Annotated in this window: 22 protein-coding genes, 1 tRNA gene and 3 rRNA genes; 22 read left to right on the top strand and 4 right to left on the bottom strand. The window is 37.8% G+C overall.

Annotated features, from left to right (window positions below; translation table 11 throughout):
- Window positions 1-3 precede the first annotated feature (3 nt).
- Window positions 4-1,434 carry an Asp-tRNA(Asn)/Glu-tRNA(Gln) amidotransferase subunit GatB gene (gene gatB / locus OZX59_RS08920; RefSeq protein ID WP_277126045.1) on the top strand — a complete coding sequence of 477 codons (1,431 nt, stop codon included), beginning with the start codon at window positions 4-6 and terminating at the stop codon, window positions 1,432-1,434.
- 30 nt (window positions 1,435-1,464) lie between these two features.
- Window positions 1,465-2,385, top strand: coding sequence for a diacylglycerol kinase family lipid kinase (locus tag OZX59_RS08925; RefSeq protein ID WP_277126046.1), 921 nt, complete (start codon window positions 1,465-1,467; stop codon window positions 2,383-2,385).
- A 47-nt stretch (window positions 2,386-2,432) separates the two neighbouring features.
- On the opposite strand, the gene OZX59_RS08930 is transcribed toward OZX59_RS08925, so the two are convergent.
- Both OZX59_RS08930 and OZX59_RS08935 read right to left on the bottom strand, forming a co-directional pair.
- On the bottom strand, window positions 2,433-3,140 hold the full coding sequence (locus OZX59_RS08930; RefSeq protein ID WP_277126047.1) for a Bax inhibitor-1/YccA family protein: 708 nt from the start codon (window positions 3,138-3,140) through the stop codon (window positions 2,433-2,435).
- Between the two features lie 88 nt (window positions 3,141-3,228).
- The gene (locus OZX59_RS08935; RefSeq protein WP_277126048.1) at window positions 3,229-4,029 is read right to left on the bottom strand and encodes a MurR/RpiR family transcriptional regulator; all 801 of its coding nucleotides are present in this window, start codon (window positions 4,027-4,029) and stop codon (window positions 3,229-3,231) included.
- Window positions 4,030-4,201: 172 nt separating this feature from the next.
- Between OZX59_RS08935 and OZX59_RS08940 the strand changes: the two genes are divergently transcribed.
- From OZX59_RS08940 to OZX59_RS09000, 13 genes are all read left to right on the top strand, one after another.
- A complete protein-coding gene (locus OZX59_RS08940; protein ID WP_277126049.1) occupies window positions 4,202-5,284 on the top strand; it encodes a tyrosine-protein phosphatase in 1,083 nt (360 codons plus the stop codon).
- Window positions 5,277-5,726: a PTS sugar transporter subunit IIA gene (locus OZX59_RS08945; protein ID WP_277126050.1), complete on the top strand. Its 450-nt coding sequence runs from the start codon at window positions 5,277-5,279 to the stop codon at window positions 5,724-5,726. Before OZX59_RS08940 ends, OZX59_RS08945 begins: the two co-directional genes overlap by 8 nt.
- The gene (locus tag OZX59_RS08950) at window positions 5,707-6,183 is read left to right on the top strand and encodes a PTS sugar transporter subunit IIB (RefSeq protein WP_277126051.1); all 477 of its coding nucleotides are present in this window, start codon (window positions 5,707-5,709) and stop codon (window positions 6,181-6,183) included. The genes OZX59_RS08945 and OZX59_RS08950 overlap by 20 nt, the downstream gene beginning before the upstream one ends.
- A complete protein-coding gene (locus tag OZX59_RS08955) occupies window positions 6,180-6,995 on the top strand; it encodes a PTS sugar transporter subunit IIC (protein ID WP_277126052.1) in 816 nt (271 codons plus the stop codon). The genes OZX59_RS08950 and OZX59_RS08955 overlap by 4 nt, the downstream gene beginning before the upstream one ends.
- On the top strand, window positions 6,992-7,840 hold the full coding sequence (locus OZX59_RS08960) for a PTS system mannose/fructose/sorbose family transporter subunit IID (protein ID WP_277126053.1): 849 nt from the start codon (window positions 6,992-6,994) through the stop codon (window positions 7,838-7,840). Before OZX59_RS08955 ends, OZX59_RS08960 begins: the two co-directional genes overlap by 4 nt.
- A gap of 423 nt (window positions 7,841-8,263) precedes the next feature.
- Window positions 8,264-9,828: ribosomal RNA gene (locus OZX59_RS08965) — 16S ribosomal RNA — on the top strand.
- Between the two features lie 208 nt (window positions 9,829-10,036).
- A 23S ribosomal RNA gene (locus tag OZX59_RS08970) occupies window positions 10,037-12,955 on the top strand.
- Between the two features lie 96 nt (window positions 12,956-13,051).
- A 5S ribosomal RNA gene (gene rrf / locus OZX59_RS08975) occupies window positions 13,052-13,168 on the top strand.
- Together the 16S, 23S and 5S rRNA genes with 1 tRNA gene alongside form the textbook arrangement of a ribosomal RNA operon.
- 11 nt (window positions 13,169-13,179) lie before the next feature.
- A tRNA-Asn gene (locus OZX59_RS08980) sits at window positions 13,180-13,252 on the top strand.
- A gap of 699 nt (window positions 13,253-13,951) precedes the next feature.
- Window positions 13,952-14,476 (top strand): TetR-like C-terminal domain-containing protein, encoded by a 525-nt coding sequence (locus OZX59_RS08985; protein ID WP_277126054.1) that lies wholly within the window; start codon window positions 13,952-13,954, stop codon window positions 14,474-14,476.
- A 62-nt stretch (window positions 14,477-14,538) separates the two neighbouring features.
- Window positions 14,539-15,306: a hypothetical protein gene (locus tag OZX59_RS08990; protein WP_277126055.1), complete on the top strand. Its 768-nt coding sequence runs from the start codon at window positions 14,539-14,541 to the stop codon at window positions 15,304-15,306.
- A gap of 50 nt (window positions 15,307-15,356) precedes the next feature.
- Window positions 15,357-15,935, top strand: a complete 579-nt coding sequence (locus OZX59_RS08995) for a hypothetical protein (protein ID WP_277126056.1) — start codon at window positions 15,357-15,359, stop codon at window positions 15,933-15,935.
- Window positions 15,936-15,951: 16 nt separating this feature from the next.
- Window positions 15,952-16,617, top strand: coding sequence for a hypothetical protein (locus OZX59_RS09000; RefSeq protein ID WP_277126057.1), 666 nt, complete (start codon window positions 15,952-15,954; stop codon window positions 16,615-16,617).
- A 260-nt stretch (window positions 16,618-16,877) separates the two neighbouring features.
- On the opposite strand, the gene OZX59_RS09005 is transcribed toward OZX59_RS09000, so the two are convergent.
- The gene (locus OZX59_RS09005) at window positions 16,878-17,630 is read right to left on the bottom strand and encodes a DeoR/GlpR family DNA-binding transcription regulator (protein ID WP_277126058.1); all 753 of its coding nucleotides are present in this window, start codon (window positions 17,628-17,630) and stop codon (window positions 16,878-16,880) included.
- Window positions 17,631-17,836: 206 nt separating this feature from the next.
- Here OZX59_RS09005 and OZX59_RS09010 point away from each other — a divergent pair, with 206 nt between their 5' ends.
- The 7 genes from OZX59_RS09010 to OZX59_RS09040 all read left to right on the top strand — a co-directional run bounded on the left by OZX59_RS09010 (window position 17,837) and on the right by OZX59_RS09040 (window position 22,542).
- Complete coding sequence (locus tag OZX59_RS09010; RefSeq protein WP_277126059.1) at window positions 17,837-18,355, top strand: RpiB/LacA/LacB family sugar-phosphate isomerase; 519 nt, start codon at window positions 17,837-17,839, stop codon at window positions 18,353-18,355.
- A 16-nt stretch (window positions 18,356-18,371) separates the two neighbouring features.
- Entirely contained in the window at window positions 18,372-19,718 is a 1,347-nt protein-coding gene (locus OZX59_RS09015; RefSeq protein ID WP_277126060.1) for a PTS transporter subunit IIC, read from the top strand.
- 54 nt (window positions 19,719-19,772) lie between these two features.
- On the top strand, window positions 19,773-20,057 hold the full coding sequence (locus OZX59_RS09020; RefSeq protein WP_277126061.1) for a PTS sugar transporter subunit IIB: 285 nt from the start codon (window positions 19,773-19,775) through the stop codon (window positions 20,055-20,057).
- An 11-nt stretch (window positions 20,058-20,068) separates the two neighbouring features.
- Window positions 20,069-20,533, top strand: a complete 465-nt coding sequence (locus tag OZX59_RS09025; RefSeq protein ID WP_277126062.1) for a PTS sugar transporter subunit IIA — start codon at window positions 20,069-20,071, stop codon at window positions 20,531-20,533.
- A 14-nt stretch (window positions 20,534-20,547) separates the two neighbouring features.
- Complete coding sequence (gene hxlB, locus OZX59_RS09030; protein ID WP_348636463.1) at window positions 20,548-21,081, top strand: 6-phospho-3-hexuloisomerase; 534 nt, start codon at window positions 20,548-20,550, stop codon at window positions 21,079-21,081.
- 195 nt (window positions 21,082-21,276) lie between these two features.
- Complete coding sequence (locus OZX59_RS09035; RefSeq protein WP_277126064.1) at window positions 21,277-21,990, top strand: hypothetical protein; 714 nt, start codon at window positions 21,277-21,279, stop codon at window positions 21,988-21,990.
- An 18-nt stretch (window positions 21,991-22,008) separates the two neighbouring features.
- The gene (locus tag OZX59_RS09040; protein ID WP_277126065.1) at window positions 22,009-22,542 is read left to right on the top strand and encodes a GNAT family N-acetyltransferase; all 534 of its coding nucleotides are present in this window, start codon (window positions 22,009-22,011) and stop codon (window positions 22,540-22,542) included.
- Between the two features lie 37 nt (window positions 22,543-22,579).
- On the opposite strand, the gene OZX59_RS09045 is transcribed toward OZX59_RS09040, so the two are convergent.
- The gene (locus OZX59_RS09045) at window positions 22,580-22,951 is read right to left on the bottom strand and encodes an SIS domain-containing protein (protein ID WP_277126066.1); all 372 of its coding nucleotides are present in this window, start codon (window positions 22,949-22,951) and stop codon (window positions 22,580-22,582) included.
- Window positions 22,952-22,959 lie beyond the last annotated feature (8 nt).

The following is a 22,959-nucleotide window of genomic DNA, read 5'->3' on the forward strand; positions in this document are numbered from 1 at the left end:
CTGATGAATTTTAAATCGACAATTGGATTCGAAGTTCACTTCGAATTAAAAACTAAAAGTAAAATTTTCTCACCTTCGCCAGTAAGTTATGGTGCTAAGCAAAATACTGAAACCAACGTCATTGACTGGGCAATGCCAGGTGTCTTGCCCTACGTTAATAAAGATGTTTATCGATTGGGAATTATGGTTGCACTAGCAACTCATGCTCATATTACGCCGGTAACACATTTTGATCGTAAGAATTATTACTATCCTGATAGCCCTAAAGCGTATCAGATTACACAATTTTTTGAACCATTGGCACGTGATGGCTATGTAGAAATTGAAGTTCATGGTAAGAAAAAACGGATCGGTATCCATGAAATGCATATTGAAGAAGATGCAGGTAAGAATACTCACGGAACAAACGGTTTTTCTTATGTGGATTTGAATCGTCAGGGTGTGCCATTATTAGAGGTGGTTTCAGAACCAGAGATTTCTGATCCTGACGAAGGCTATGCCTATCTAGAAAAATTACGTAAAATTGTGCAGTTTACTGGTGCTTCTGACGTTAAAATGGAAGAAGGATCGATGCGGGTTGATACTAATATTTCGATTAGACCAGCTGGTCAAAAAGAATTGGGAACTAAGGTTGAAATGAAGAATCTTAATTCCTTTGAGCATGTTCGTAAATCACTTGCTTATGAAGAAAAGCGGCAAGCGCAAGTTTTACTTTCTGGTGGTCGCGTACAGCTTTCAACTCGTCGGTTCGATGAGGCAACTGGCAAAACTGTATTGGAACGGGTTAAAGAAGGCGATGCGGATTATCGTTATTTCCCAGAACCAGATTTAGCTCCAGATCGTATCAGCCAAGAATGGATTGATGAGATTGCGCAAACTTTGCCAAAATCTGCCCAAGATCGCTATGATGATTATGTTAACAAGTACGGTTTAAAGCCATATGATGCAAATGTTTTATTGCAGACTAAAGAAAGTTCTGATTTCTTTGATGAGACTGTAGCTGCTGGCGCTGATCCGCAATTAGCCGCTAACTGGATGAATACCCAAGTTAATGGTTATTTAAATGATAATCGGGTATCACTAGCTGACATTAAGTTAACACCGGCTAACTTAGCTGCAATGATTAAGTTAATCAAAGATGGTACGATTTCTTCTAAGATTGCCAAAAAAGTTTTTGCAGAAACTATTGAACATGGAACTGATCCTAAAAAGTTTGTTGAAGATCAAGGCATGGTACAGTTGTCAGATACTAGTGTTCTAGCCCCAATGGTTAAAGAAGTAGTTGACAATAATCCGCAGTCGGTTGAAGACTTTAAGAATGGTAAAGATCGGGCAATTGGCTATCTTGTTGGTCAAATTATGAAACAAACTCGTGGTAAAGCCAATCCGAAGGTAATTAACCAACTCCTGAATCAAGAATTACAAAAACGGTAGTATTGAGTTTAAGATAATAAGGTAAGAACTATGACTAAAAAAGCAAGATTAATTTATAATCCTGTCTCCGGTCACGAGCAAATGCCCAAAAATGTCGGTGATATTTTAGATGTTTTGGAGCAAGCCGGGTATGAGGCAAGTAGTTTTCGGACTACTCCGCAGGCTAAGAGTGCGCAAACGGAAGCAACCCGTGCTGCTAATGCTGGATTTGATTTAATTGTTGCTGCCGGTGGAGATGGTACGATTAACGAAGTGGTTAATGGAATTGCATTTTTGGAGCATCGTCCTAAAATGGCCATCATTCCTGCCGGTACAACTAATGATTATGCTAGGGCATTAAATATTCCGCGGGATAACCCGCTAGCAGCCGCTCAAGTAATTTTGGCTGACCAAACTCGCAAAATGGATATTGGACGAGCAACGTTTGCTGAAGATGGGCAATATTTCGTTAATATTGCCGCTTGTGGATCGCTGACTGAGTTAACTTATGGCGTGCCTTCAGAAGTTAAATCAGCTTTAGGGTATGCAGCTTACTTGATTAAGGGCGCTGAAATGTTGCCACATTTGACTGAAAATGAATTGCGTCTAACGTATGATGAAGGCGTCTATGAAGGCGAGTTGTCAATGTTGCTGTTAGGGATGACTAATTCAATTGGCGGTTTCGAGCAGATTATGCCAGATGCACAATTAAGCGACGGATTATTTCAATTAATCATCGTTAAGCCAGCAGATCCTGTTAAGTTATTACGTTTGATGGCGTTAGCCTTAAATGGGCGTCATGTTGACGATCCGGATATTATTTATACCAAAACCCGTAATTTAAAGATTGAATTAGTTGGTAAAAGTGCTGAGCAAAAATTGCCAGTTAACCTTGATGGTGAAATTGGTGCCTATTGTCCAGTTACCTTTGAAAATCTGCAACAACGAATTGAATTTTATGTTGGTAAATAAAAAAGCAGTTGCCTTTGAAAAGCAACTGCTTTTTGTGTGTCATAATTTTAATTATTGTTATCGTTTCCGATACCCATAATTTCTAACAAGAACATAAAAATATTAACAAAGTCCAGGTACAATTGCAAAGCTCCTAAAATAGCTAAGCCGTTAGTTGAAACTTGATTACCATAATTTGTATAGATTCGCTTCATTTGTTGGGCATCGCTTGCGACCAAACCGGTGAAAATAATAACGCCAATGAATGAGAAAATATAGGTAATTGTTGGACTGTTAAGAAACATGTTGACAATCCAAGCAACTAAAAAGCCGATTAAGGCAGCTCCTAAATACGCATTCCAATTTGTCAAGTCCTTCTTTGTAAAAGTACCGAAAAGAGCCATTGAAATGAAAACGGCAGCTGCTGCAACAAAGGCTGAGGCAATTTGACTACCAGTATAAAAGCCAGCTAAGAGGGCAAATTCGAACCCGTAGATGACTGAAAGCAACATTAGCATCACTAGTCCAGCAACTGGATTACGATTAGCCTTAAAGCTTATTCCCATCGATAATCCAAGTGGAACTAATAAAATGATCCACATCATTGCTGGTGGCATTTGCATGACGACGTTTCTAAAAGTTGTCATCGTCAGATAAGCGCTCAAAGCTGAGACTAAAACAGCCATACCCATTAAGCCGTACATTTTTGTCAAAAAACTGTTGGTTTCTGAAATCGAATGTACTTGACGTCTTTCAGGATTAGTTAAATTATTCATCTAGTAAAACATCCTTTCCTAAATATTAGATGTTAAAACATACAGTAACATAAAAATTAGGAGAACTGAAGGAAAAGGTGGAGTGATATTATTTGTCGCCAATTGAATTTCTGGTAGTTTTCATGGTCTGATTAAAGCAATTATCTTCTTGCAAGTATGAAGTTAACACGTCAATCAGATACATATTGGAAAACTGTGAATTAATAAATTTTTCATTATTAGCAAACCGAGGGTTATAAACGTGAAAGGTTAAGTCACTCATTTTAGCAACTGGATTAGCTAAATAACTTGTAATTGAGACAATCTTGGCCTGGTTTTCTTGGGCAAAGTTTAAGGTTTTGACAATTGAATCGGTGACGCCACTGTTAGAAATAGCTAAGAATAAATCTTGCGAACATGCAATACTAGCACGCATCTGCATCCAATAGGGATCAGCAAAACTTTGTGCATTTAATCCCATGCGCATTAGCCGTAATGCAAAAGTTTGTGCTGAAGTACCAGAACTGCTGGCACCAATAATAATGATGTTCTTTTGTTGTTTAAGTAAGTTAATGAATTTCTTAATCGAACTTTCATCAATCATTTGTTGCGTGTTTTTAATCACAGTTTGGTAAAAATTGAAAACTTCATTTAAGATATTATTCTCATTTTTGGGGGTGGCATGGATTAAATGCTTGCCAATATTAATTTTCATATCAGAATAGCTCGCACAACCGATCTTATGGACAAAGCGCGTAATTGTTGCATTAGAAGTGTTGGTCTTGCTTGCTAATTCGGAAATTTTCATGTTGTTAATATCTGGACTGTTTTGCAAAATAAAATCAGCGATAAATTTTTCATTCTTGGAAAAAGTTAAATATTTTTTTTGGATAGAAATTAGTGGATTCAAAATGATTTTCTCCTCTATAAATTACTTAGAACGTTAAGTTAAGAGTTAAAGCATAAACAATGTGCTACTAATTATACTATATTTTTGTTTAAAAATGAAAATTATTTTCTAAAAAAATATATTGATAAAATATTTTTCATAAAGTATAATACTTCTGAAAGGGGTTGCAATAATGGAACAACAGCCATATATCATTCCAGGAATCGCAATTAAGCGATCTGGGGACAAGCTAAATATAAACTTACAAACTAATAAAACCGCAGAGTATCAATTGTTGATTGGCAATCAGCCACAGAATGAAAAAATTGATACGGTAGTTAGCGAAAGTCAAACTGGAACTTTTCGAATTAAACTGCCACGTAGTCAATTGCCAAAATATTTTATTATCAAGTCGGATAATTTTACCACAAACATTTTTGCTGAACGTGTTCTGCCGTTAGATAATGCGATTAATTTGCGGGATATGGGCGGATATCGGACTAATGATGGACGTTTTGTCAAATGGGGGAAACTATTCCGCGGTGATCAACTAACCAATCTCAATAGTGAAGACCAACAAATTTTGACTAATTATGGGATACAGACAATTGTGGATTATCGTTCGCCACATGAAAGGCAGATTCACCCGAATAAATTTATTCCGACAGTCACGCAAATTTTAAATTGTGATCCACAATCAAGTTTTTCTGAAGCAGCTGCTAGTGTAGTTGATTTGAAAGGCGAAAATGAAAAATTAGTCCAATCATTGAAAAATGGTGAGATTGCTCAAAAATATCTCAACGATCGCGGGGAAAACGTCATTGAAAGTTACCAAGACTTAGTTATTTCGCCAATTGCCCAAAAAGCTTATGGAAGACTATTAAAAGCGGTGGTTAGACAAGAGTCTTTGCCCATACTCCATCATTGCCGCGGCGGCAAAGATCGGACGGGTTTTGGTTCAATGCTAGTTTTATTACTATTAAATGTGCAAGAAGATGAGATAGTTAAGGATTACATGTTGACTAAAGTGATTCGCAAAGAGCGTAATCAACTTAAATATCAGTTGTACCATGAGCTGGTTCAAGAAAAGTCGTATCTAGATTATTTAATGGCGATGATTGATACTCGAGAATCTTATATCAAGGCAGCACTTACTAAAATAAGAGAATTATTTGGAACACCTGAAAATTATCTGCAAGGACATTTTGGAATTAGTAATACAGAAATTCAGCAAGCAAGGGATTTTTATTTAGAGAAAGGAAATAGCAATGAGTGAGGAAAGTGGAGCAGTAGCAGTGATCTTAGCAAGTCATGGTTATTTTGCGCAGGAAGCATTGAAGAGTGCGGAAATGATCGTTGGCAAACAAACTAATTGTGCAGTATTGGCAGTTACTGAAGAACTGAATTTGGCGCAGGCAAAGGAGCAGATGGCACGCAAGTATGATTTGCTTGATACAAGTAATGGCACGATTATTTTAGTTGATATTCTCGGTGGCACACCATCGAATGTTAGTGGAACTTTTTATTTGGAAAAGGATCACGTTTTAGTGTTAAGTGGGCTAAATTTACCAATGTTACTAGATTTATTTACTAACCGTCAGCGGAGCTTAACGGAATTGGCGCAGTCACTGGCAAATTCATATGAACTTGGCTTTCAGAATATTTCAGCAAGATTTGAGGAGCAGGAGGAAGACGAAAATGGCAGTGGAGTTTTGTAGAATTGATGATCGGTTAATTCACGGTCAAGTAGTGACTACTTGGCTTAATGTTAAGCAAATTGAGCAGGTAATTATTGTTGATGAGCAAGTAGCAAATGATAAAATTCAGTCGAATGTATTGCAAATGAGTGTACCGCGAAATGTCAAGCTGCATATTTTTTCACCTCAAAAATTTTTGAAGATAGTACCTAATCATCCGGTTAGCAGACGAACCATGTTACTTTTTGCTTCGCCTTTTGCGGTAGCAGAAGTAGTAGCAGGTGGATATCAAATTTCTGATTTAAATATTGGTGGAATTCGGGGTAACGAGCAACGTAAACAATATACTAAGGCGGTCTTTTTAACGGATGAAGAAAAAGAGGTGCTTGAAAAGTTGATTGCTCAGGGTACCAAGATCAATATCCAGATGGTTCCAAGTGATGGAGCAGTTAGTTTAAGCGAGGTATTGAGCAAATGAAAGTCTTTATCATAACGGTTTTGGCATTTTTCCTGGGAATTGATGATGTTAGCACCAAACTATTTCGCAGACCATTATTAATTGCCCCAATTGTTGGATTAATTCTTGGAAATTTGCAGGCAGGCCTAATAATTGGTGCAACACTAGAAATTATGTGGATGGGTATTGGCAATGTTGGTGCCTATATGGCTCCAGACCTGATTACTGGTACCATGATCAGTACTGCGTTGGCAATTATGGGCAATCCTGGTAGAAGTATTTCAACAATGGTCGCAACAGCAATTACCTTAGCAGTTCCCACTTCAATTCTAGCTCAACAATTATTGATTTTAGTCGAAACTATCAATTGCTCGCTTAATGGCTGGGCAAAAAGATTGGCTGATAAAGCAGATGTCAAGGGCACCTTTTGGTTAACTTGGCCACCGGCAATTTTGTACGGCTTCACTCGAGCTTTTCCAACTTTTTTAGCATTACAGTTTGGTGCTGGTGCCATTCAAAAAGTCGTGAGTGACTTACCTAAATTTATCATTGATGGTTTAAGTACAGCAGGTTCAATTATTCCAGCAGTCGGTATTGCATTATTGATGATGTCGATGCTGAAAAAGGCTGAATTATGGATGTTTTTAATTTTAGGGTTTGTGCTTTCCTCATATCTAAAGCTGGAAATTTTACCGATTACTTTAATTGCTTTAGTTTTTGCCTTTCTATATGAGAGAGCAACACGGGAAACTACAACTAATTCAGCAACTAAACCAGCAATGGCCCAGGAAACAAGTTCAGACGATATTGATGAGGAGGATTATGACCTATGACAGAAGAAAAATTGCAGGCTCCAGAACATAAACTCAATCAACGAGATTTGTGGCAGATGTTTTTACGCTTGAATACAATGAGAATTACACTGAATTATGAAACTTTACAAGGCGTGGGTTTTATGCGAGCAATCGCACCGGCTTTAGCCAAGATTTATCCAGATAAAGCAGAATTATCTGCGGCGATGAAACGCCATTTAGTCTTTTATAATTCACATGTCAATTTTGATGCGGCAATTCTAGGATTGTCTGCAGCGATGGAGGAAACAACGGGACCGGATGAAAAAGAGGGCATTAATCCGTTAAAAACTGGCTTAATGGGACCACTTGCTGGACTAGGTGATAGCTTAATTAAATTTACTTGGATTCCAATAGTTGGTAGTATTGGTGCTTCATTGGCATTTAGTGGTAATGTATTTGGTCCAATTTTGATGTTTATTTTATACAACATCATTAACGTCTTTGGTAGATATTATGCAGTTGTTTACGGTTATAAAAAAGGCATCGACTTTTTGAATAAAAATCAGCAAAGTGATTTGATCCAGCGCATCACAACGATGGCAAATGTAGTCGGATTAATAGTAGTCGGCGCGCTAATTTCAACTGTGATTAAGGTTTCAACGCCAATTAAAATTGCTGTTCATTCTAACGTATCAAGTAAAGTCGGAAACAATGTCATTAAACTGCAATCGATGTTTGATAAGATCATGCCTGGTGTCCTAAGCCTATTGGTAACAGTTGCCGTTTACTTTATTTTAAAGAAGACTAACGGTAAGCATGCGGCACTAATTACCATTTTGATGATGATCATTGTCATTGGCTTATCCTATTGCAAAACTTTATAACTTTTTAGATAGTCGCAATTGCCCTTTTAGGTAAGTACGACTATTTTTTATTAAAAAAGTTTAATGCCCTAAAAGCTGGTGTAACAAGGAAAAATTGGAGAGACGAGAAAAAAGTAGTAAAAAAGACTTGCAAAAGAGGAAAAGAGTTGCTAGTATTAATAACTGTCGTCGGGCAACAAACAAAGGGTTTGAAGCCAGAGGGCAAAAATAAAGAGCAGAAAGTTATTGACAAGATCAAAACGGTCTGCTAGAATAGAAAAGCGCTGCTATAAGCAGCAGGTAGTACTTTGAAAACTGAACAATGTTTTCGCAAAAGTGTGCGGGTGTAAAAGCCCAAAACAAGAGCGAAGTCAATTTCGCAAGCAAATAAATCCGAGATGCAAATCTTGGAGAACGAATGAGCAAACATTCAAACAAACAGATAAAAATGAGAGTTTGATCCTGGCTCAGGACGAACGCTGGCGGCGTGCCTAATACATGCAAGTCGAGCGAGCAATTTTAACAGAATACCTTCGGGTAGGAAGCTAAGAGCGCGAGCGGCGGATGGGTGAGTAACACGTGGGTAACCTACCCTATAGATTGGGATACCACTTGGAAACAGGTGCTAATACCAAATAAGAAGTAAGATCGCATGATCAAGCTATAAAAGGCGGCTTTCGAGCTGTCGCTAAAGGATGGACCCGCGGTGCATTAGCTAGTTGGTAGGGTAAAGGCCTACCAAGGCAATGATGCATAGCCGAGTTGAGAGACTGAACGGCCACATTGGGACTGAGACACGGCCCAAACTCCTACGGGAGGCAGCAGTAGGGAATCTTCCACAATGGACGCAAGTCTGATGGAGCAACGCCGCGTGAGTGAAGAAGGTTTTCGGATCGTAAAGCTCTGTTGTTGGTGAAGAAGGATGTATAGAGTAACTGCTATATATTTGACGGTAATCAACCAGAAAGTCACGGCTAACTACGTGCCAGCAGCCGCGGTAATACGTAGGTGGCAAGCGTTGTCCGGATTTATTGGGCGTAAAGCGAACGCAGGCGGGAAGACAAGTCAGATGTGCAAGCCCTCAGCTTAACTGAGGAATTGCATCTGAAACTGTATTTCTTGAGTGCAGAAGAGGAGAGTGGAACTCCATGTGTAGCGGTGGAATGCGTAGATATATGGAAGAACACCAGTGGCGAAGGCGGCTCTCTGGTCTGTAACTGACGCTGAGGTTCGAAAGCATGGGTAGCGAACAGGATTAGATACCCTGGTAGTCCATGCCGTAAACGATGAGTGCTAAGTGTTGGGAGGTTTCCGCCTCTCAGTGCTGCAGCTAACGCATTAAGCACTCCGCCTGGGGAGTACGACCGCAAGGTTAAAACTCAAAGGAATTGACGGTATTTCCGCACAAGCGGTGGAGCATGTGGTTTAATTCGAAGCAACGCGAAGAACCTTACCAGGTCTTGACATCTAGTGCAAATCATAGAGATATGACGTTCTCTTCGGAGACACTAAGACAGGTGGTGCATGGCTGTCGTCAGCTCGTGTCGTGAGATGTTGGGTTAAGTCCCGCAACGAGCGCAACCCTTATTATTAGTTGCCAGCATTAAGTTGGGCACTCTAATGAGACTGCCGGTGACAAACCGGAGGAAGGTGGGGACGACGTCAAGTCATCATGCCCCTTATGACCTGGGCTACACACGTGCTACAATGGTTAGTACAACGAGGAGCGAACCTGTGAAGGCAAGCGAATCTCTTAAAGCTAATCTCAGTTCGGATTGCACTCTGCAACTCGAGTGCATGAAGCTGGAATCGCTAGTAATCGCGGATCAGCATGCCGCGGTGAATACGTTCCCGGCTTTGTACACACCGCCCGTCACACCATGAGAGTCTGTAATACCCAAAGCCGGTAGGATAACCGTAAGGAGTCAGCCGTCTAAGGTAGGACAGATGATTAGGTGAAGTCGTAACAAGGTAGCCGTAGGAGAACCTGCGGCTGGATCACCTCCTTTCTAAGGAAGAGCGAATAGGTGGAGAGTAGGAATACTAAAAGAAGCCTAGGAGCAAGGAAGCACACAGAAACGAAGACATTGTTTAGTTTTGAGGGTAGTACCTCAAGTTAGGACATTGAAAACTGAATATAATCTAGAAAAAACCGAGAAACAATCAAAGAGAAAAACAGATTGCACGAGCGACCGAGAGAGAAGATCTTAGAGGTAAGGTCAAGAAAAGAAGGGCGCACGGTGAATGCCTAGGCACAAGAAGGCGAAGAAGGACGCGACAAACAGCGAAATGCTTCGGGGAGCGGTAAGTACGCAGAGATCCGGAGATATCCGAATGGGGGAACCCAATACAAGAAATTGTATTACTTATTAGTGAATACATAGCTAATAAGGGCAAGACGCAGTGAACTGAAACATCTAAGTAGCTGCAGGAAGAGAAAGAAAAATCGATTTCCATAGTAGCGGCGAGCGAAACGGAAAGAGCCCAAACCAGATGATTTATCATTTGGGGTAGTAGGACTGCAATAAAGGTAGTGTAAGAGATAGCAGAATTATCTGGGAAGATAAGCCAGAGAAGGTGAGAGCCCCGTAAGCGAAATTTCAAGCACGCTGAGCAGTATCCTGAGTAGGTCGGAACACGAGGAATTCCGATTGAAGCAGCGAGGACCATCTCGTAAGGCTAAATACTCACTTGTGACCGATAGTGAACCAGTACCGTGAGGGAAAGGTGAAAAGAACCCCGGGAGGGGAGTGAAAGAGAACCTGAAACCGTGTGCTTACAAGTAGTCAGAGCCCGTTAAAGGGTGATGGCGTGCCTTTTGTAGAATGAACCGGCGAGTTACGTTAAATAGCAAGGTTAAGTCATAAAAGGACGGAGCCGTAGCGAAAGCGAGTCTGAAAAGGGCGCAGGAGTTATTTGATGTAGACCCGAAACCAAGTGACCTACCCATGACCAGGTTGAAGGTGCGGTAAAACGCACTGGAGGACCGAACCCACGTAAGTTAAAAATTGCGGGGATGAGTTGTGGGTAGCGGTGAAATTCCAAACGAACTTGGAGATAGCTGGTTCTCTCCGAAATAGCTTTAGGGCTAGCCTGGTGCGAGAAAAGATAATGGAGGTAGAGCTCTGTTTGGACGAAGGGCCCGTCAAGGGTTACTGAATTCAGATAAACTGCGAATACCAGATATCTGCGCACTGGAGTCAGACTGCGAGTGATAAGATCCGTAGTCGAAAGGGAAACAGCCCAGATCACCAGTTAAGGTCCCAAAATCTATGCTAAGTGGAAAAGGATGTGGAGTTGCGTAGACAACTAGGATGTTGGCTTAGAAGCAGCCATCATTAAAAGAGTGCGTAATAGCTCACTAGTCGAGTGACGCTGCGCCGAAAATTTACCGGGGCTAAGCATAGTACCGAAACTGTGGATGCATTATGAAAGTAATGCGTGGTAGGAGAGCGTTCTAAGAGCGGAGAAGCTTAATCGAAAGGATAAGTGGAGCGCTTAGAAGTGAGAATGCCGGTATGAGTAGCGCAAGATAGGTGAGAATCCTATCCGCCGAAAGACTAAGGTTTCCTGGGGCAGGCTCGTCCGCCCAGGGTAAGTCGGGACCTAAGGTAATAGTAGAAAGGCGTAGCCGATGGACAACAGGTAGAGATTCCTGTACTGCATTAGATCGTTAATAACGATGGAGGGACGCAGAAGGTGAAGCACGCATGGCGCTGGAAGCCATGTTCAAGCGTTAAGTGAGAGAGTGAGTCAAATGCTTACTTTCGATAATCACAAGACGTGATGAGGAGCGAAATAAAAGTAGCGAAGGTGAAGTAGTCACACTGCCAAGAAAAGCTTCTAGTGAGAGCTAATGTACCCGTACCGCAAACCGACACAGGTAGTCGAGTGGAGAACACTAAGGTGAGCGAGAGAACTCTCGTTAAGGAACTCGGCAAAATAGCCCCGTAACTTCGGAAGAAGGGGTGCTGGTGTAAGAACCAGCCGCAGTGAATAGGCCCAAACAACTGTTTATCAAAAACACAGGTATCTGCAAAGTCGTAAGACGACGTATAGGTGCTGACACCTGCCCGGTGCTGGAAGGTTAAGGAGAGAGCTTAGCGCAAGCGAAGGTTCGAACTGAAGCCCCAGTAAACGGCGGGCCGTAACTATAACGGTCCTAAGGTAGCGAAATTCCTTGTCGGGTAAGTTCCGACCTGCACGAAAGGTGAAATGATTTGGGCACTGTCTCAACGAGAGACTCGGTGAAATTATAATACCCGTGAAGATGCGGGTTACCCGCGACAGGACGGAAAGACCCCATGGAGCTTTACTGCAATTTGATATTGGGTAGCTGTTAAACATGTACAGGATAGGTAGGAGCCAGAGAAGATAGTACGCTAGTATTATCAGAGGCAATGTTGGGATACTACCCTTGTTTGATGGCTACTCTAACTAGGATCTCTAAGCGAGATTTAGGACAGTGTCAGACGGGCAGTTTGACTGGGGCGGTCGCCTCCTAAAGAGTAACGGAGGCGCCCAAAGGTTCCCTCAGAATGGTTGGAAATCATTCATAGAGTGTAAAGGTAAAAGGGAGCTTGACTGCGAGAGAGACAACTCGAGCAGGGACGAAAGTCGGGCTTAGTGATCTGGTGGTACCGCATGGAAGGGCCATCACTCAACGGATAAAAGCTACCCTGGGGATAACAGGCTTATCTCCCCCAAGAGTTCACATCGACGGGGAGGTTTGGCACCTCGATGTCGGCTCGTCGCATCCTGGGGCTGTAGTAGGTCCCAAGGGTTGGGCTGTTCGCCCATTAAAGCGGCACGCGAGCTGGGTTCAGAACGTCGTGAGACAGTTCGGTCCCTATCCGTCGTGGGCGTAGGAAATTTGAGAGGAGCTGTCCTTAGTACGAGAGGACCGGGATGGACATACCGCTGGTGTACCAGTTGTCTTGCCAAAGGCATAGCTGGGTAGCTAAGTATGGCAGGGATAAGCGCTGAAAGCATCTAAGTGCGAAGCCCCCCTCAAGATGAGATTTCCCATACGTAAAGTAGTAAGACACCTCAAAGACGATGAGGTAGATAGGCTAGGAGTGGAAGAGTAGTGATACTTGGAGCGGACTAGTACTAATCAGTCGAGGACTTGACCAAAAAGCGAGTGCAAGTGCAATTTGGAAAGAGAGTGGAACGGTAAAAAGAGTAGATTATATTTAGTTTTGAGTGTAAAAACTCAAAGAGAATAAAAAGTACGGTGGCAAGAGCAAGAAGGAAACACCTGTAACCATGTCGAACACAGAAGTTAAGCTTCTTAACGCCGAGAGTAGTTGGTGGGAAACTGCCTGCGAGGGTAGGACGTTGCCGTGCTTTTTTAATATTCCGGCTTAGCTCAGTTGGTAGAGCGCTTGACTGTTAATCAAGATGTCGTCAGTTCGAGTCTGTCAGCCGGAGCAAAAGAGGACCGAGGATGAATATCATCCTCGGTCTTTTACTTGATTTTTGGTAAGAATTTTATATCTCTGTTGAAATAATATATGCTGTCATTATGATATGAAGGAGTCAAGAATTTATGTTTGTACTAGCCATAATTGATATCAAGAAAAATTGGATTAACTAATACGAGCTATAATACTTTAGGCAATTCTACTTAAAGCATTTTGTTTTAGTATGGCATTTTCTCTTTCTGATATGATTCTAGAAGTTCTGTTATAAAAGCTGGATAGCCTGTGGTGTGCTCTGAATTTACTCTATTTTGTGGTTAATTCCCTTTTACACAGTCATTAAAAGATGGATTAAGCACAGCCCTGCAATTATGTATAAAGGCCTTAAACATGAATTTTATTTTCTTACTGTGATCAACGTCTTTATTGCATTGCTGATACATTTTTAGGGTATTATTTTTTGAAATAATAGCTAAACATATTAGCACTCTTATCGTTAGCTAAATAAAACCAAGAAAAAATCCTGTTGATACGATGCTACAAGTCATTCAGTTAAAAGTGTTAGTAATCTGATTTTAAGACTACCAATGACACTTAGATCCACATTTTGAAGTATCAAGCTGTCAGTGACAAAAAAATATTTTAAAAAGTACTTGTATGATTGCGCTTTTATTGATATATTTAATTATATTATAAGACAGTAATAAATATGGAGAAATATATGACATTACCATGTGCAGAAAAAGTTTTAAAAAGTGCATTAACCGAAAATATTCGTACTAAATATACCGTTAGCCTATTTTGTAGAGAGGCAAAAATAGATCGTGGAACGTTTTATAATCATTATCGCAACCTTTCTGATTTATTTTTGTCAGTTTTGACTCTGCAAATGAAAAGAGCCCTGAAGTGTCAGAACTCGGAACACCTTAATAGCATTTTTTATCGTTTGCTTAAAGTGATAGCTGAAAATAAGTTTTTCTATTTCAATATAATTTCTCTTGCCAATGACCCTTATACCTTTTATGCTGTATTGCGTAAAGAATTAGCATTTGCTATTGAAGAGTATTTACGACCGCGAACTGCTTTTTCAGTAAGAAAAGTTGAGTTGATTTCAAATGCTATATATACTGTTATCAATCATTGGGTAAAAGGATTTTGTCAGCAGGATATTCGCGATGTTTATCAAACGATTGGGTTATTATTGGTAAATTTGGAAGAACCAGAAAAATTGTAAAATAGTTAGTTATAAATATGATTTGTAAAGAAAAAATTGAGCAAGTAAAAGCAGTTTTGTTAATGCCAATTGAAGCGATAACAGGTAAGAATCAGTTGTTTAAACATCAAAATAAGATCTATTCTAGTCAATCGTATTATTCAGGACCTGACCAGGATATGACTGATTTAGTAGTGGGGTATTACGAAATAATCTACCAAAATATTATTCCTAATCAGCATATATTGCGTAAGTCGTCTGACTATTTAAATGCAAAATTTGAAAATAATAGTTTTGCTGGTGATACTATGAATAGTTTTAACTGGATTGCCAATCTGACACCTGAAGCTGGCAAAAATTCAACACAAAGAACAGCTTACAATAACTGGCCCAAGTATTTACAGAATTATTTTCAAGAGTATCATTGTCTGGCCAACTTTTGGCTACTACCTTCTAAAATTGGTAGGGGAGGTATGGTTAAAAGTAAGATAGAATTAATGTGTCCCAAGTCAAAAAATAGCTGTCACGATTATATGGATTTATACCTAGAATATATATTTGAAAATTGGGCTGAACTAAGTATGAAATCCACTGAAAATGAGTATTTTAGTCAATTTACTGATTGGGTTGATTTTGTTAAGCAACATTTTTTATATAAAATATATACTGATGGAAATTATCACGTTGTTATGTATAGTCAAAGTAAAGATCCAAAATTTATGGTAAAACACATAATGAAAATGATAGCACTAAGAGCAGATGCAATTGCTAATTCTAAATTTAATGGGGAATTGTATAATTATTTTGTCGAGTGTGGATTAATCGGAAAGAATAGTAAAGGTACGATATAATATATTAAGTATAGCGTTCGGGGTAATTAACGAAATGGAGAAATTCTATCATGATTATATATGCGACTAAGCAAACTTTTGAGCGCTACAAAATAGTAGAGCCACAAAATTTATCAGATCCAATTAAACGAGAGCTCGCTGAACAAATAATTCAACAGGAAGCAACTGATCCATTGCTTGACTGGGGTGCCAAAATTTTTTATTTTGATAGGCGCAAATGTTTGCAATTATCTAATTTTGCCAGCAAGTTTACGTTATTTCTATTTGATATTAAACTAGCTGATATGGACGATTTGGGGAGTTTCATTGTTACCTATTTATTGAGACTCTATGATAGTGATACCCAAATGATTGCTGCACTTCATAAAATGTTTGAAGCAAGTCCAGTAGTTGTTTTTGATAGACTTAAAAATCGGAGTGCTATTGCGACTTTGAATCTTGCTCAACGTGAAGTAGTCGATGAAAAGTATGATCTTTATGATTTTTTTGAAGGGAATGTTTTGAACACCTTAAAAATAAATCATTTTGTTAACTTTAGACGATTAGTTACGATTAAGCTTAATGATAAGCGAAAATATATCTATCCTGGTGAAAGGTTCAGAAAGTTATTGGTGGAAAGATATAGGTAAGTAAAGGTGATTGTGTATGAGTGATCATTTGGAAAAAATAAAAAATGATTTTTGTAAATTATATCCACTTTTTAATATAAAGCTGATTTTGGATCTAATGACATGGTTGGGTATTATTTTATGGATATTTTTTGTTTGTTACACTTTTTTGAAGTTATATCCTTTTTCGTGGGGAAAAATTTTTGTTTTCTTATTATTGTTAGTTTCAACAGCTATATATTGTGCATACTTTGAAATAAAAGTTCGACCTAAGTATGCAATTGCTAAACCTAAAATTTCTGATTTTTTGGAAGTTTTAAGTAAGTATAATATAAAAAATGAAAGACAAGTTGATTTGCTTATAGATGAAATTGATCATAATATAAAAATTACTAAAGAAAAACAAAACGATTTTGTCAAGATTTTGATGTTTGTGCTTAAACTCATTGGAGGAATAGTTTCTGTAATAGGTGTGGGTTCTTTTACAGCATTATTGAGCTCTAAACAAATAATTTTATCTTTTGATGACATAAAAAATTTCGCTTTATCACTTATGCAATCTATCGCAGTAGTCTTTGGCTTTTTAGGTTTTTGTATTATGACTTGGGAACCTGTAGCAGTAAATAGATATGCTGGAGGGTTGAGGCTAGCTAAAACTAGAGAGATTTTATTAGATGTTAAGCTTTATCTAAATAAGTATTAGAAGCTGGTGTTGATTTATGGTTGTTCTATCCTCATTCTACAATCTATGGTGTCAGAAAAATAAATATAATAACGAAAATTAGGTTCTTGTATAACAAATGATACAATATATCACATGATAATGAGAATTATGTTTCGATTTCTTATCTTGAATGGTCTACTAAAATAGCTAAATATTTTGTGAATAAAAAAATTTAAAAGGGCTGTTTGATTCATATTATCTATTAGTGTCTATATTTCATAACCAAACTAAGGTTATTACTAACAAGTAATAACCTTAGTTTTTTTCTTTAATTCTGTTAATTGTTCAGATTCTTCCTTATCAGTAATTAGAGCCGTGATTTTTTGCCAATCACAAATATTATAAAGACTTTTCTTATTGAATTTTGATTTATCGCCAAGAATATAACTTTTTTCAGCTACCTTTAAAATATTTTGGTCGATAAATGCATCTGATGATGAGGGACTTGTTGGACCAGCAAAATTTGCAAAGCCATCTGTGCCTAAAAAACACAGATCAACTCGCACTTGGTTGATTTGATTAACTGTCCAGCCGCCATAAACTGAAGAACTATTTTTTCTTAATTTACCACCGAAAAAGGAAACTTGATTGTCAGTTGCTAATAAAATTTCAGCAATAGGTAATGAGTCAGTAAATATTTTATAGCCCTTTTGACCAATAAAAAGTTTAGCCAATTCGACAATTGTACTGCCTGTACCTAAAATTAATGAACTTTTAGGTGGAATTAGAGTGAATGCTTTTTTAGCTAATAATTGCTTTGAATCGTTATTTTCCAGTTCTCTAGTTTGAAATGGGTGTTCAACAGAGTGTTGTTTAAGAGTTGCTCCACCATGCTGTTTGATTAGTAGACCTTGTTTTTCCAAAAAGCTTAAGTCTTTTCGAATAGTTTCGTATGATACGTTATACTTTTTGGACAATTCTCCCACATAGACAACGCCGGTTTTCTTTATTTCTGACAAAATTAGATTTCGTCTTTCTTCCATTAATTGCATAAAATTACCTTCTATTTCAAACATTATTTACCAGAATAACATAATAAAAATAAAATAAAAAATTAGTTGGCTTTTATTGGCTATTAGCGATAATTAGAGCAGATAAATTCCAATAAGCCAATTATTACCTATTGACACCAATTAAAACAAACTGTATGATTTAGTTGTTGTAATGAAAGCGTATTAACATAATAGGAGGAATAATTATGAAGACAAAAATCGCTTTAGCTTCAGATAATATTGGCTTTGCCACTAAAGAAAAGCTAAAAAAATATTTGCTTGAGGAGAAAGATGCGGAAATTGTATTTGATCCAGTAAAATCACCTAAAGATGGTGAGAATACTTTTGCTAGATTAGCAGATGATATGGCTGAGGCTATTCAAAAAGATGCTTGTCGATTAGGTATTTATATTTGTGGGACTGGAATTGGTTTTACTTGTCAAGCTAATAAACACTGGGGGATTCGTGCTGTTGCAGTTACTGATCCATATTCAGCACAAAGAGCTAGATTGAGTAATAATGCTCAAATTATTGGGTTAGGTTGCCGAGTAAATGGTTTTGAATATATGAAACAAGTTGTTGATGCGTGGTACGACAATCCATTTAAATTTGAAACAGCAAGAGAAAATTCAAAAAAGAATTTACTTGAGGCAAAGGCAGATGATGATCGTTGGTTAGAAAAACCTAATTATATAGCTTGGAATATGGGATTTAGTCCAGAGTAAATGGAGAGTAAAAATCATGGCAATAGTAACGCAATTTATTAATGATATTGGAAACTTTATTTTTATACCTTTTATCTTTTTTATATTTATGATTCTGCTAAAAAGACCAATCACAGAGGCAATTCAATGTGCAATGAAAGTTGGAATTGGTTTTATCGCTCTGACTATGGTAATTGACTTTATGCTAGATAAAATGAGTCCAGCAGTTAGGGGACTGGCCAAAGCAACTGGCTCATCACTTTCGGCCATTGATGTTGGTGGTGCTGCTACTGCAGTTATGGGGTTTGGATCGAGTTTAGGTGCGATTATAATTCCGTTGTGTGTTGTAACCAATATTATAATGCTGGTTCTCAAATTAACGGATTGTGTAAATGTAGATGTTTTTAATTTGCATCAAAATGCTTCAATGGGAGCAATTGTTTATGCTTATTCTGGTAATTTTCTCTATGGTGTATTAACAGCAGCATTATTTCATGTATGGGCTTTAATAGCTGCCGATTTAGGTGCTAAGCAAAATCAAGAATACTTTGGGTTGCCTGAAGGAGTTTCGATTTCACATCCAGTTGCCAATACATATTTAATTTTTGCTTATCCATTTAATTGGTTATTCGATCATATACCTGGTTTAAAGAAATGGAATATTACTGCAGAAAGTATTCAAAAGAAATTTGGTATCTTTGGTGATCCAATTATTGTTGGATTCTTTATTGGACTATTATTAGGATTAATTGGGTACGGGTGGTCTGATCCATACCATACAATCATTTCCAGTATTCAATTAGGGATGTACTTGGCGGCGGTTATGCTGTTACTGCCAAAAATGACCTCGATTATGATGGAAGGTCTGGTTCCTTTATCTAATGCAGCTCGTAAAATGCTAGTTAAAAAATTCCCTAACCGAAATATCACGGTCGGTATGGATACCGCCTTAATTGTTGGTAATCCTTCAGTTATTGCTACATCATTACTACTAATCCCAGTAATTGTTATTTTGGCTGTAATTTTACCTGGTAATAAGGTTATGCCACTAGGCGATTTATCGCAGTTCGTATTCTTTATTGCCTGCATGCTACCTGTATTTAAGGGTAATATCTTAAGAACATGGTTAACTTCGATTGTAACTTTTGGTGGTGGATTATATATTGCATCTTGGATGACCCCAGCGACAAATGAAGTTTTCCATAAGTTTGGTGCTGGAGCTAAGGCTGGTGTGATGTATTCTTCGTTAAATCCATCTGCGAATCCATTTACTGGACTGTTTGCAGCAGCTACCCACATTGGAATTTTCGGTTTTATCTTAATTGGTCTGATACTTGTATCCGTAGGTTATTTATTGAAAAAGCGTGAGAATAAAATAGCTTAAGTTAGTGAATAAGTAGGTAGACATTATAAATAGTTAATTATAGGAGAAATAATTATGAAAAAAATTTTGGTAGTTTGCGGAAATGGGATTGCATCATCATCAATTATGGTATCTGTGTTGCAAGACTATTTAAAAGAAAATAATTTAGAAGCACAAGTCGATAAAGCTTCGATATCTGATTGTTCAGCAGATCGTTTTAATAGCTACGATTTGGTGGTGTCTTCAACTAAATTGGCGACACCTGGTATTACGACAAAGGTCATTGTTGGCGCTGGTTTGCTAACTGGAATTGGTGAAGAAGAAATCTATTCTGCAGTCAAGCAGGAACTGCAAAAGTAACGAGGATAAACATGGAAGTTGAAATTTTTGTAAAAGATGCAGATAAGTCAGTTAATAGTTATCAAGATGCTATTCAGTTTGCGGGAAATTTAATGCTACAGTCGGCTAATATTGATGCTAAGTATATTGATGCTTGTATTGATCGAGAAGTAGATTTTCCTACAGGTCTATTACTTCAAAATGGATCTGGTGTAGCTATGCCACATGGAGATGCCAAATTAGTTCGTCATGATAGTGTAAGTTTAGTAAGAATTCCACAAGGTGTAGAGTTTGGCAAAATGGAAGATAAGGATCAAAAAGTTAAATGCAGTTTAGTATTTAATTTAGCTTTAACTTCAGGCGAAAAGCATATCACGGTACTACGCAAGTTAGTTTCTTCTTTTCAAAATCCAAGCTTTATTGATTATTGTAGTTATGAAAAAGCAGCAGAAGTTAAAAAATATGTATCTGAGACTTTATTAGCAGAGAAAGAATAAAAAATTTGGAATATTTGGATTTAATTATTAATGAAGTAAACAGTTTGTCAGAAAAAATAGTTCCTGCTCAAACCCAAAAGTTAGTAGATAATATTTTACATGCTAAACATATTTTGGTTTCTGGTGCTGGTCGATCTGAATTAATGGGTAGAGCATTTGCTAATAGACTGGTTCATTTAGGTTTGTCAGTTAATGTGGTAGGCGATATTACGTGTCCACACACTCAAGAAAATGATCTTTTGCTATTAATATCGGGTTCAGGTGAAACTAAAAAGTTGCTTGTTGAGGCTCAGCAGGCAGTGGATAATCATGTTAAAGTAGCAGCTATAACTGCAAATAGCAGTTCTAGTTTAGGAAAAATTGCAGATGATATATTGGTTATTCCCGCTCAAAGTAAAAAGTCTAAAATAATGACTTCATCGCAGCCTATGGGAGCTTTATTTGAACAAGCGAGCTTATTAGTTTGTGATAGTCTGGTATTAAATTTAATGCAAAAATTGGGTGAAACTAACGAGTCAATGTCTGCGCGACATGCAGATATTGAATAAGAAATTAATATAAGAATGGTTCATTGATTTTATATATAGAGAAAGTTTCTGGATTTAGAACTTTTTAGGATAATTTATTTAAGTTATTCTAAAAGGTTCTTTTTAATAAAGACTTAAAGCCATTGCTCAGTATGATTCTGCATGTTATTCTAAAACTGATACTAACGATTTTAGTGGACATGAGGGAAAACAAGAATGAAGCAAAAGCATAATCTATATGAATTTAAAGCGACTTTAAAAGGCAGTAAAACTAAAATTTGGCGCCGTTATAAAATTGATGGTCAACACGACATGGTTTATTTAGCAGATGCTACAATGGCATTATTTAAGATGTTTCCTGGAGTGTATCTTTATGCCTTAACTTATGTGCGTAGCAGTATTATTCAAACAGAATTGCGTAGATTAAAACGAGGAGCTAATCAAGAACATAAAGCTCTAGCAGAAATGATAATGTTGGCATTACCAACTTTTGATACTAAGTATTTAATGCCATGTGATACTGAGGAAAATTTGCTTGAAGCTGATTTGGCGCCAGATGACTTTACGCCAGGGTTTGTTAAACTGCAAGATAGTGGTCTTAAAAAAGATGCTGAATTATTACTGGAGTATGATTTTGGTGATGGCTGGGAAGTATCGATTAAGGTTGAAAAAGTTGAAGCAATTGCTAATACAGATATGTTACCAACTGAGATTATCAAGGGCAAAGGCTATGGTATTATTGAAGATATTGGTGGTACTTGGGGATTGAATGATTATCAAGAATCATACGAACAAGGACAAGTTGATCCAGATATAATTGATTTTTTTGGTGGTGAAGAAGTTGATTTAACTGAATTTAATCTCGAAGACGCAATAGCAGATGTCAAAGATATTGCTGATAATCAAATTTATCGTCTAGATTTTGAATAGTTAAAGGAGAAATTTATTTTGCAACTTAGGGAAGTTAAATGGGGCAGGCCAGAATATCGTGATTTTAAGCAGCTCTATTTAACGGCTTTTCCAGGATGGGAGCGATTTCCAGTTATGGCTTTGACGATGATGGCTTGGCATAAGAATGTTCATTATACGGTGCTGTATGATCAAAATAAATTTTGCGGATTGGCTTATTATGTTGAAGGAGAAACGGCTGTTTATTTGGCTTATTTGGCAATTAATGATCAGTTGCGCGGTCAGGGATATGGCACTAAAATATTAACTTTTCTGAAAAACGAATTTGCTAGTAAAGAAATTATTCTAGATATTGAGCCAGTAGTTGCAGAAGCTGAGAATTACCAGCAGCGTCTTAGTCGCTTGCGTTTTTATGAGCGCAATGGCTTTAAGCAGACTAAGTATGATTTAGTAGAAAAACGTGGGCATACCCAGGTAATGTCGACTAGTAGTGAGTTTGATCCTGTGATTATGACCAGAATTTTGCGACAGATGAGTTTTGGCTTATATCGTTTTACAGTTGAGCATAGATAATTAAAGCACATGCGTAGGCATGTGCTTTTTGTGTGGTCTAAATTTCTTTTTTCATGATTTCTCGTAGAACATTCTCTTTTAATTTCTTACTATCAATCTTGGTATATTTTTCGTAGCCACGTGCCAAAACATCACAGAGATAAAGTTGAGAAATTTGTCCAGCCACCGAACCAATACTAGTGAATTCGCTAACTGCAGTTTGCAATTTGGTGTTGGCAAGTTCAGAAACTGGTGAACTTAAATCATTGGAAATGGTAATGATTTTGGCACCATTTTTTTTGGCTAACTTTAGAGAATCATATAAGTCCTTGGTATGACCCGAAAGGGATATGCCAACCACAACGTCATCGTTACTTAAAAGTGAACTGATTTGTATTTTGATGTGTGGGTCAGTCTCGGCTATAATCAATTTTTCTA

Source organism: Lactobacillus sp. ESL0681 (assembly GCF_029392835.1).
GTDB lineage: Bacteria > Bacillota > Bacilli > Lactobacillales > Lactobacillaceae > Lactobacillus.

Bases quoted from the DNA above. Each gene is read 5' to 3' on its own strand.
- gatB (WP_277126045.1), top strand. From the start codon at position 4: ATGAATTTTAAATCGACAATTGGATTCGAAGTTCACTTCGAATTAAAA.
- OZX59_RS08925 (WP_277126046.1), top strand. From the start codon at position 1,465: ATGACTAAAAAAGCAAGATTAATTTATAATCCTGTCTCCGGTCACGAG.
- OZX59_RS08930 (WP_277126047.1), bottom strand. From the start codon at position 3,140: ATGAATAATTTAACTAATCCTGAAAGACGTCAAGTACATTCGATTTCA.
- OZX59_RS08940 (WP_277126049.1), top strand. From the start codon at position 4,202: ATGGAACAACAGCCATATATCATTCCAGGAATCGCAATTAAGCGATCT.
- OZX59_RS08945 (WP_277126050.1), top strand. From the start codon at position 5,277: ATGAGTGAGGAAAGTGGAGCAGTAGCAGTGATCTTAGCAAGTCATGGT.
- OZX59_RS08950 (WP_277126051.1), top strand. From the start codon at position 5,707: ATGGCAGTGGAGTTTTGTAGAATTGATGATCGGTTAATTCACGGTCAA.
- OZX59_RS08955 (WP_277126052.1), top strand. From the start codon at position 6,180: ATGAAAGTCTTTATCATAACGGTTTTGGCATTTTTCCTGGGAATTGAT.
- OZX59_RS08960 (WP_277126053.1), top strand. From the start codon at position 6,992: ATGACAGAAGAAAAATTGCAGGCTCCAGAACATAAACTCAATCAACGA.
- OZX59_RS08985 (WP_277126054.1), top strand. From the start codon at position 13,952: ATGGAGAAATATATGACATTACCATGTGCAGAAAAAGTTTTAAAAAGT.
- OZX59_RS08990 (WP_277126055.1), top strand. From the start codon at position 14,539: ATGCCAATTGAAGCGATAACAGGTAAGAATCAGTTGTTTAAACATCAA.
- OZX59_RS08995 (WP_277126056.1), top strand. From the start codon at position 15,357: ATGATTATATATGCGACTAAGCAAACTTTTGAGCGCTACAAAATAGTA.
- OZX59_RS09000 (WP_277126057.1), top strand. From the start codon at position 15,952: ATGAGTGATCATTTGGAAAAAATAAAAAATGATTTTTGTAAATTATAT.
- OZX59_RS09005 (WP_277126058.1), bottom strand. From the start codon at position 17,630: ATGCAATTAATGGAAGAAAGACGAAATCTAATTTTGTCAGAAATAAAG.
- OZX59_RS09010 (WP_277126059.1), top strand. From the start codon at position 17,837: ATGAAGACAAAAATCGCTTTAGCTTCAGATAATATTGGCTTTGCCACT.
- OZX59_RS09015 (WP_277126060.1), top strand. From the start codon at position 18,372: ATGGCAATAGTAACGCAATTTATTAATGATATTGGAAACTTTATTTTT.
- OZX59_RS09020 (WP_277126061.1), top strand. From the start codon at position 19,773: ATGAAAAAAATTTTGGTAGTTTGCGGAAATGGGATTGCATCATCATCA.
- OZX59_RS09025 (WP_277126062.1), top strand. From the start codon at position 20,069: ATGGAAGTTGAAATTTTTGTAAAAGATGCAGATAAGTCAGTTAATAGT.
- OZX59_RS09035 (WP_277126064.1), top strand. From the start codon at position 21,277: ATGAAGCAAAAGCATAATCTATATGAATTTAAAGCGACTTTAAAAGGC.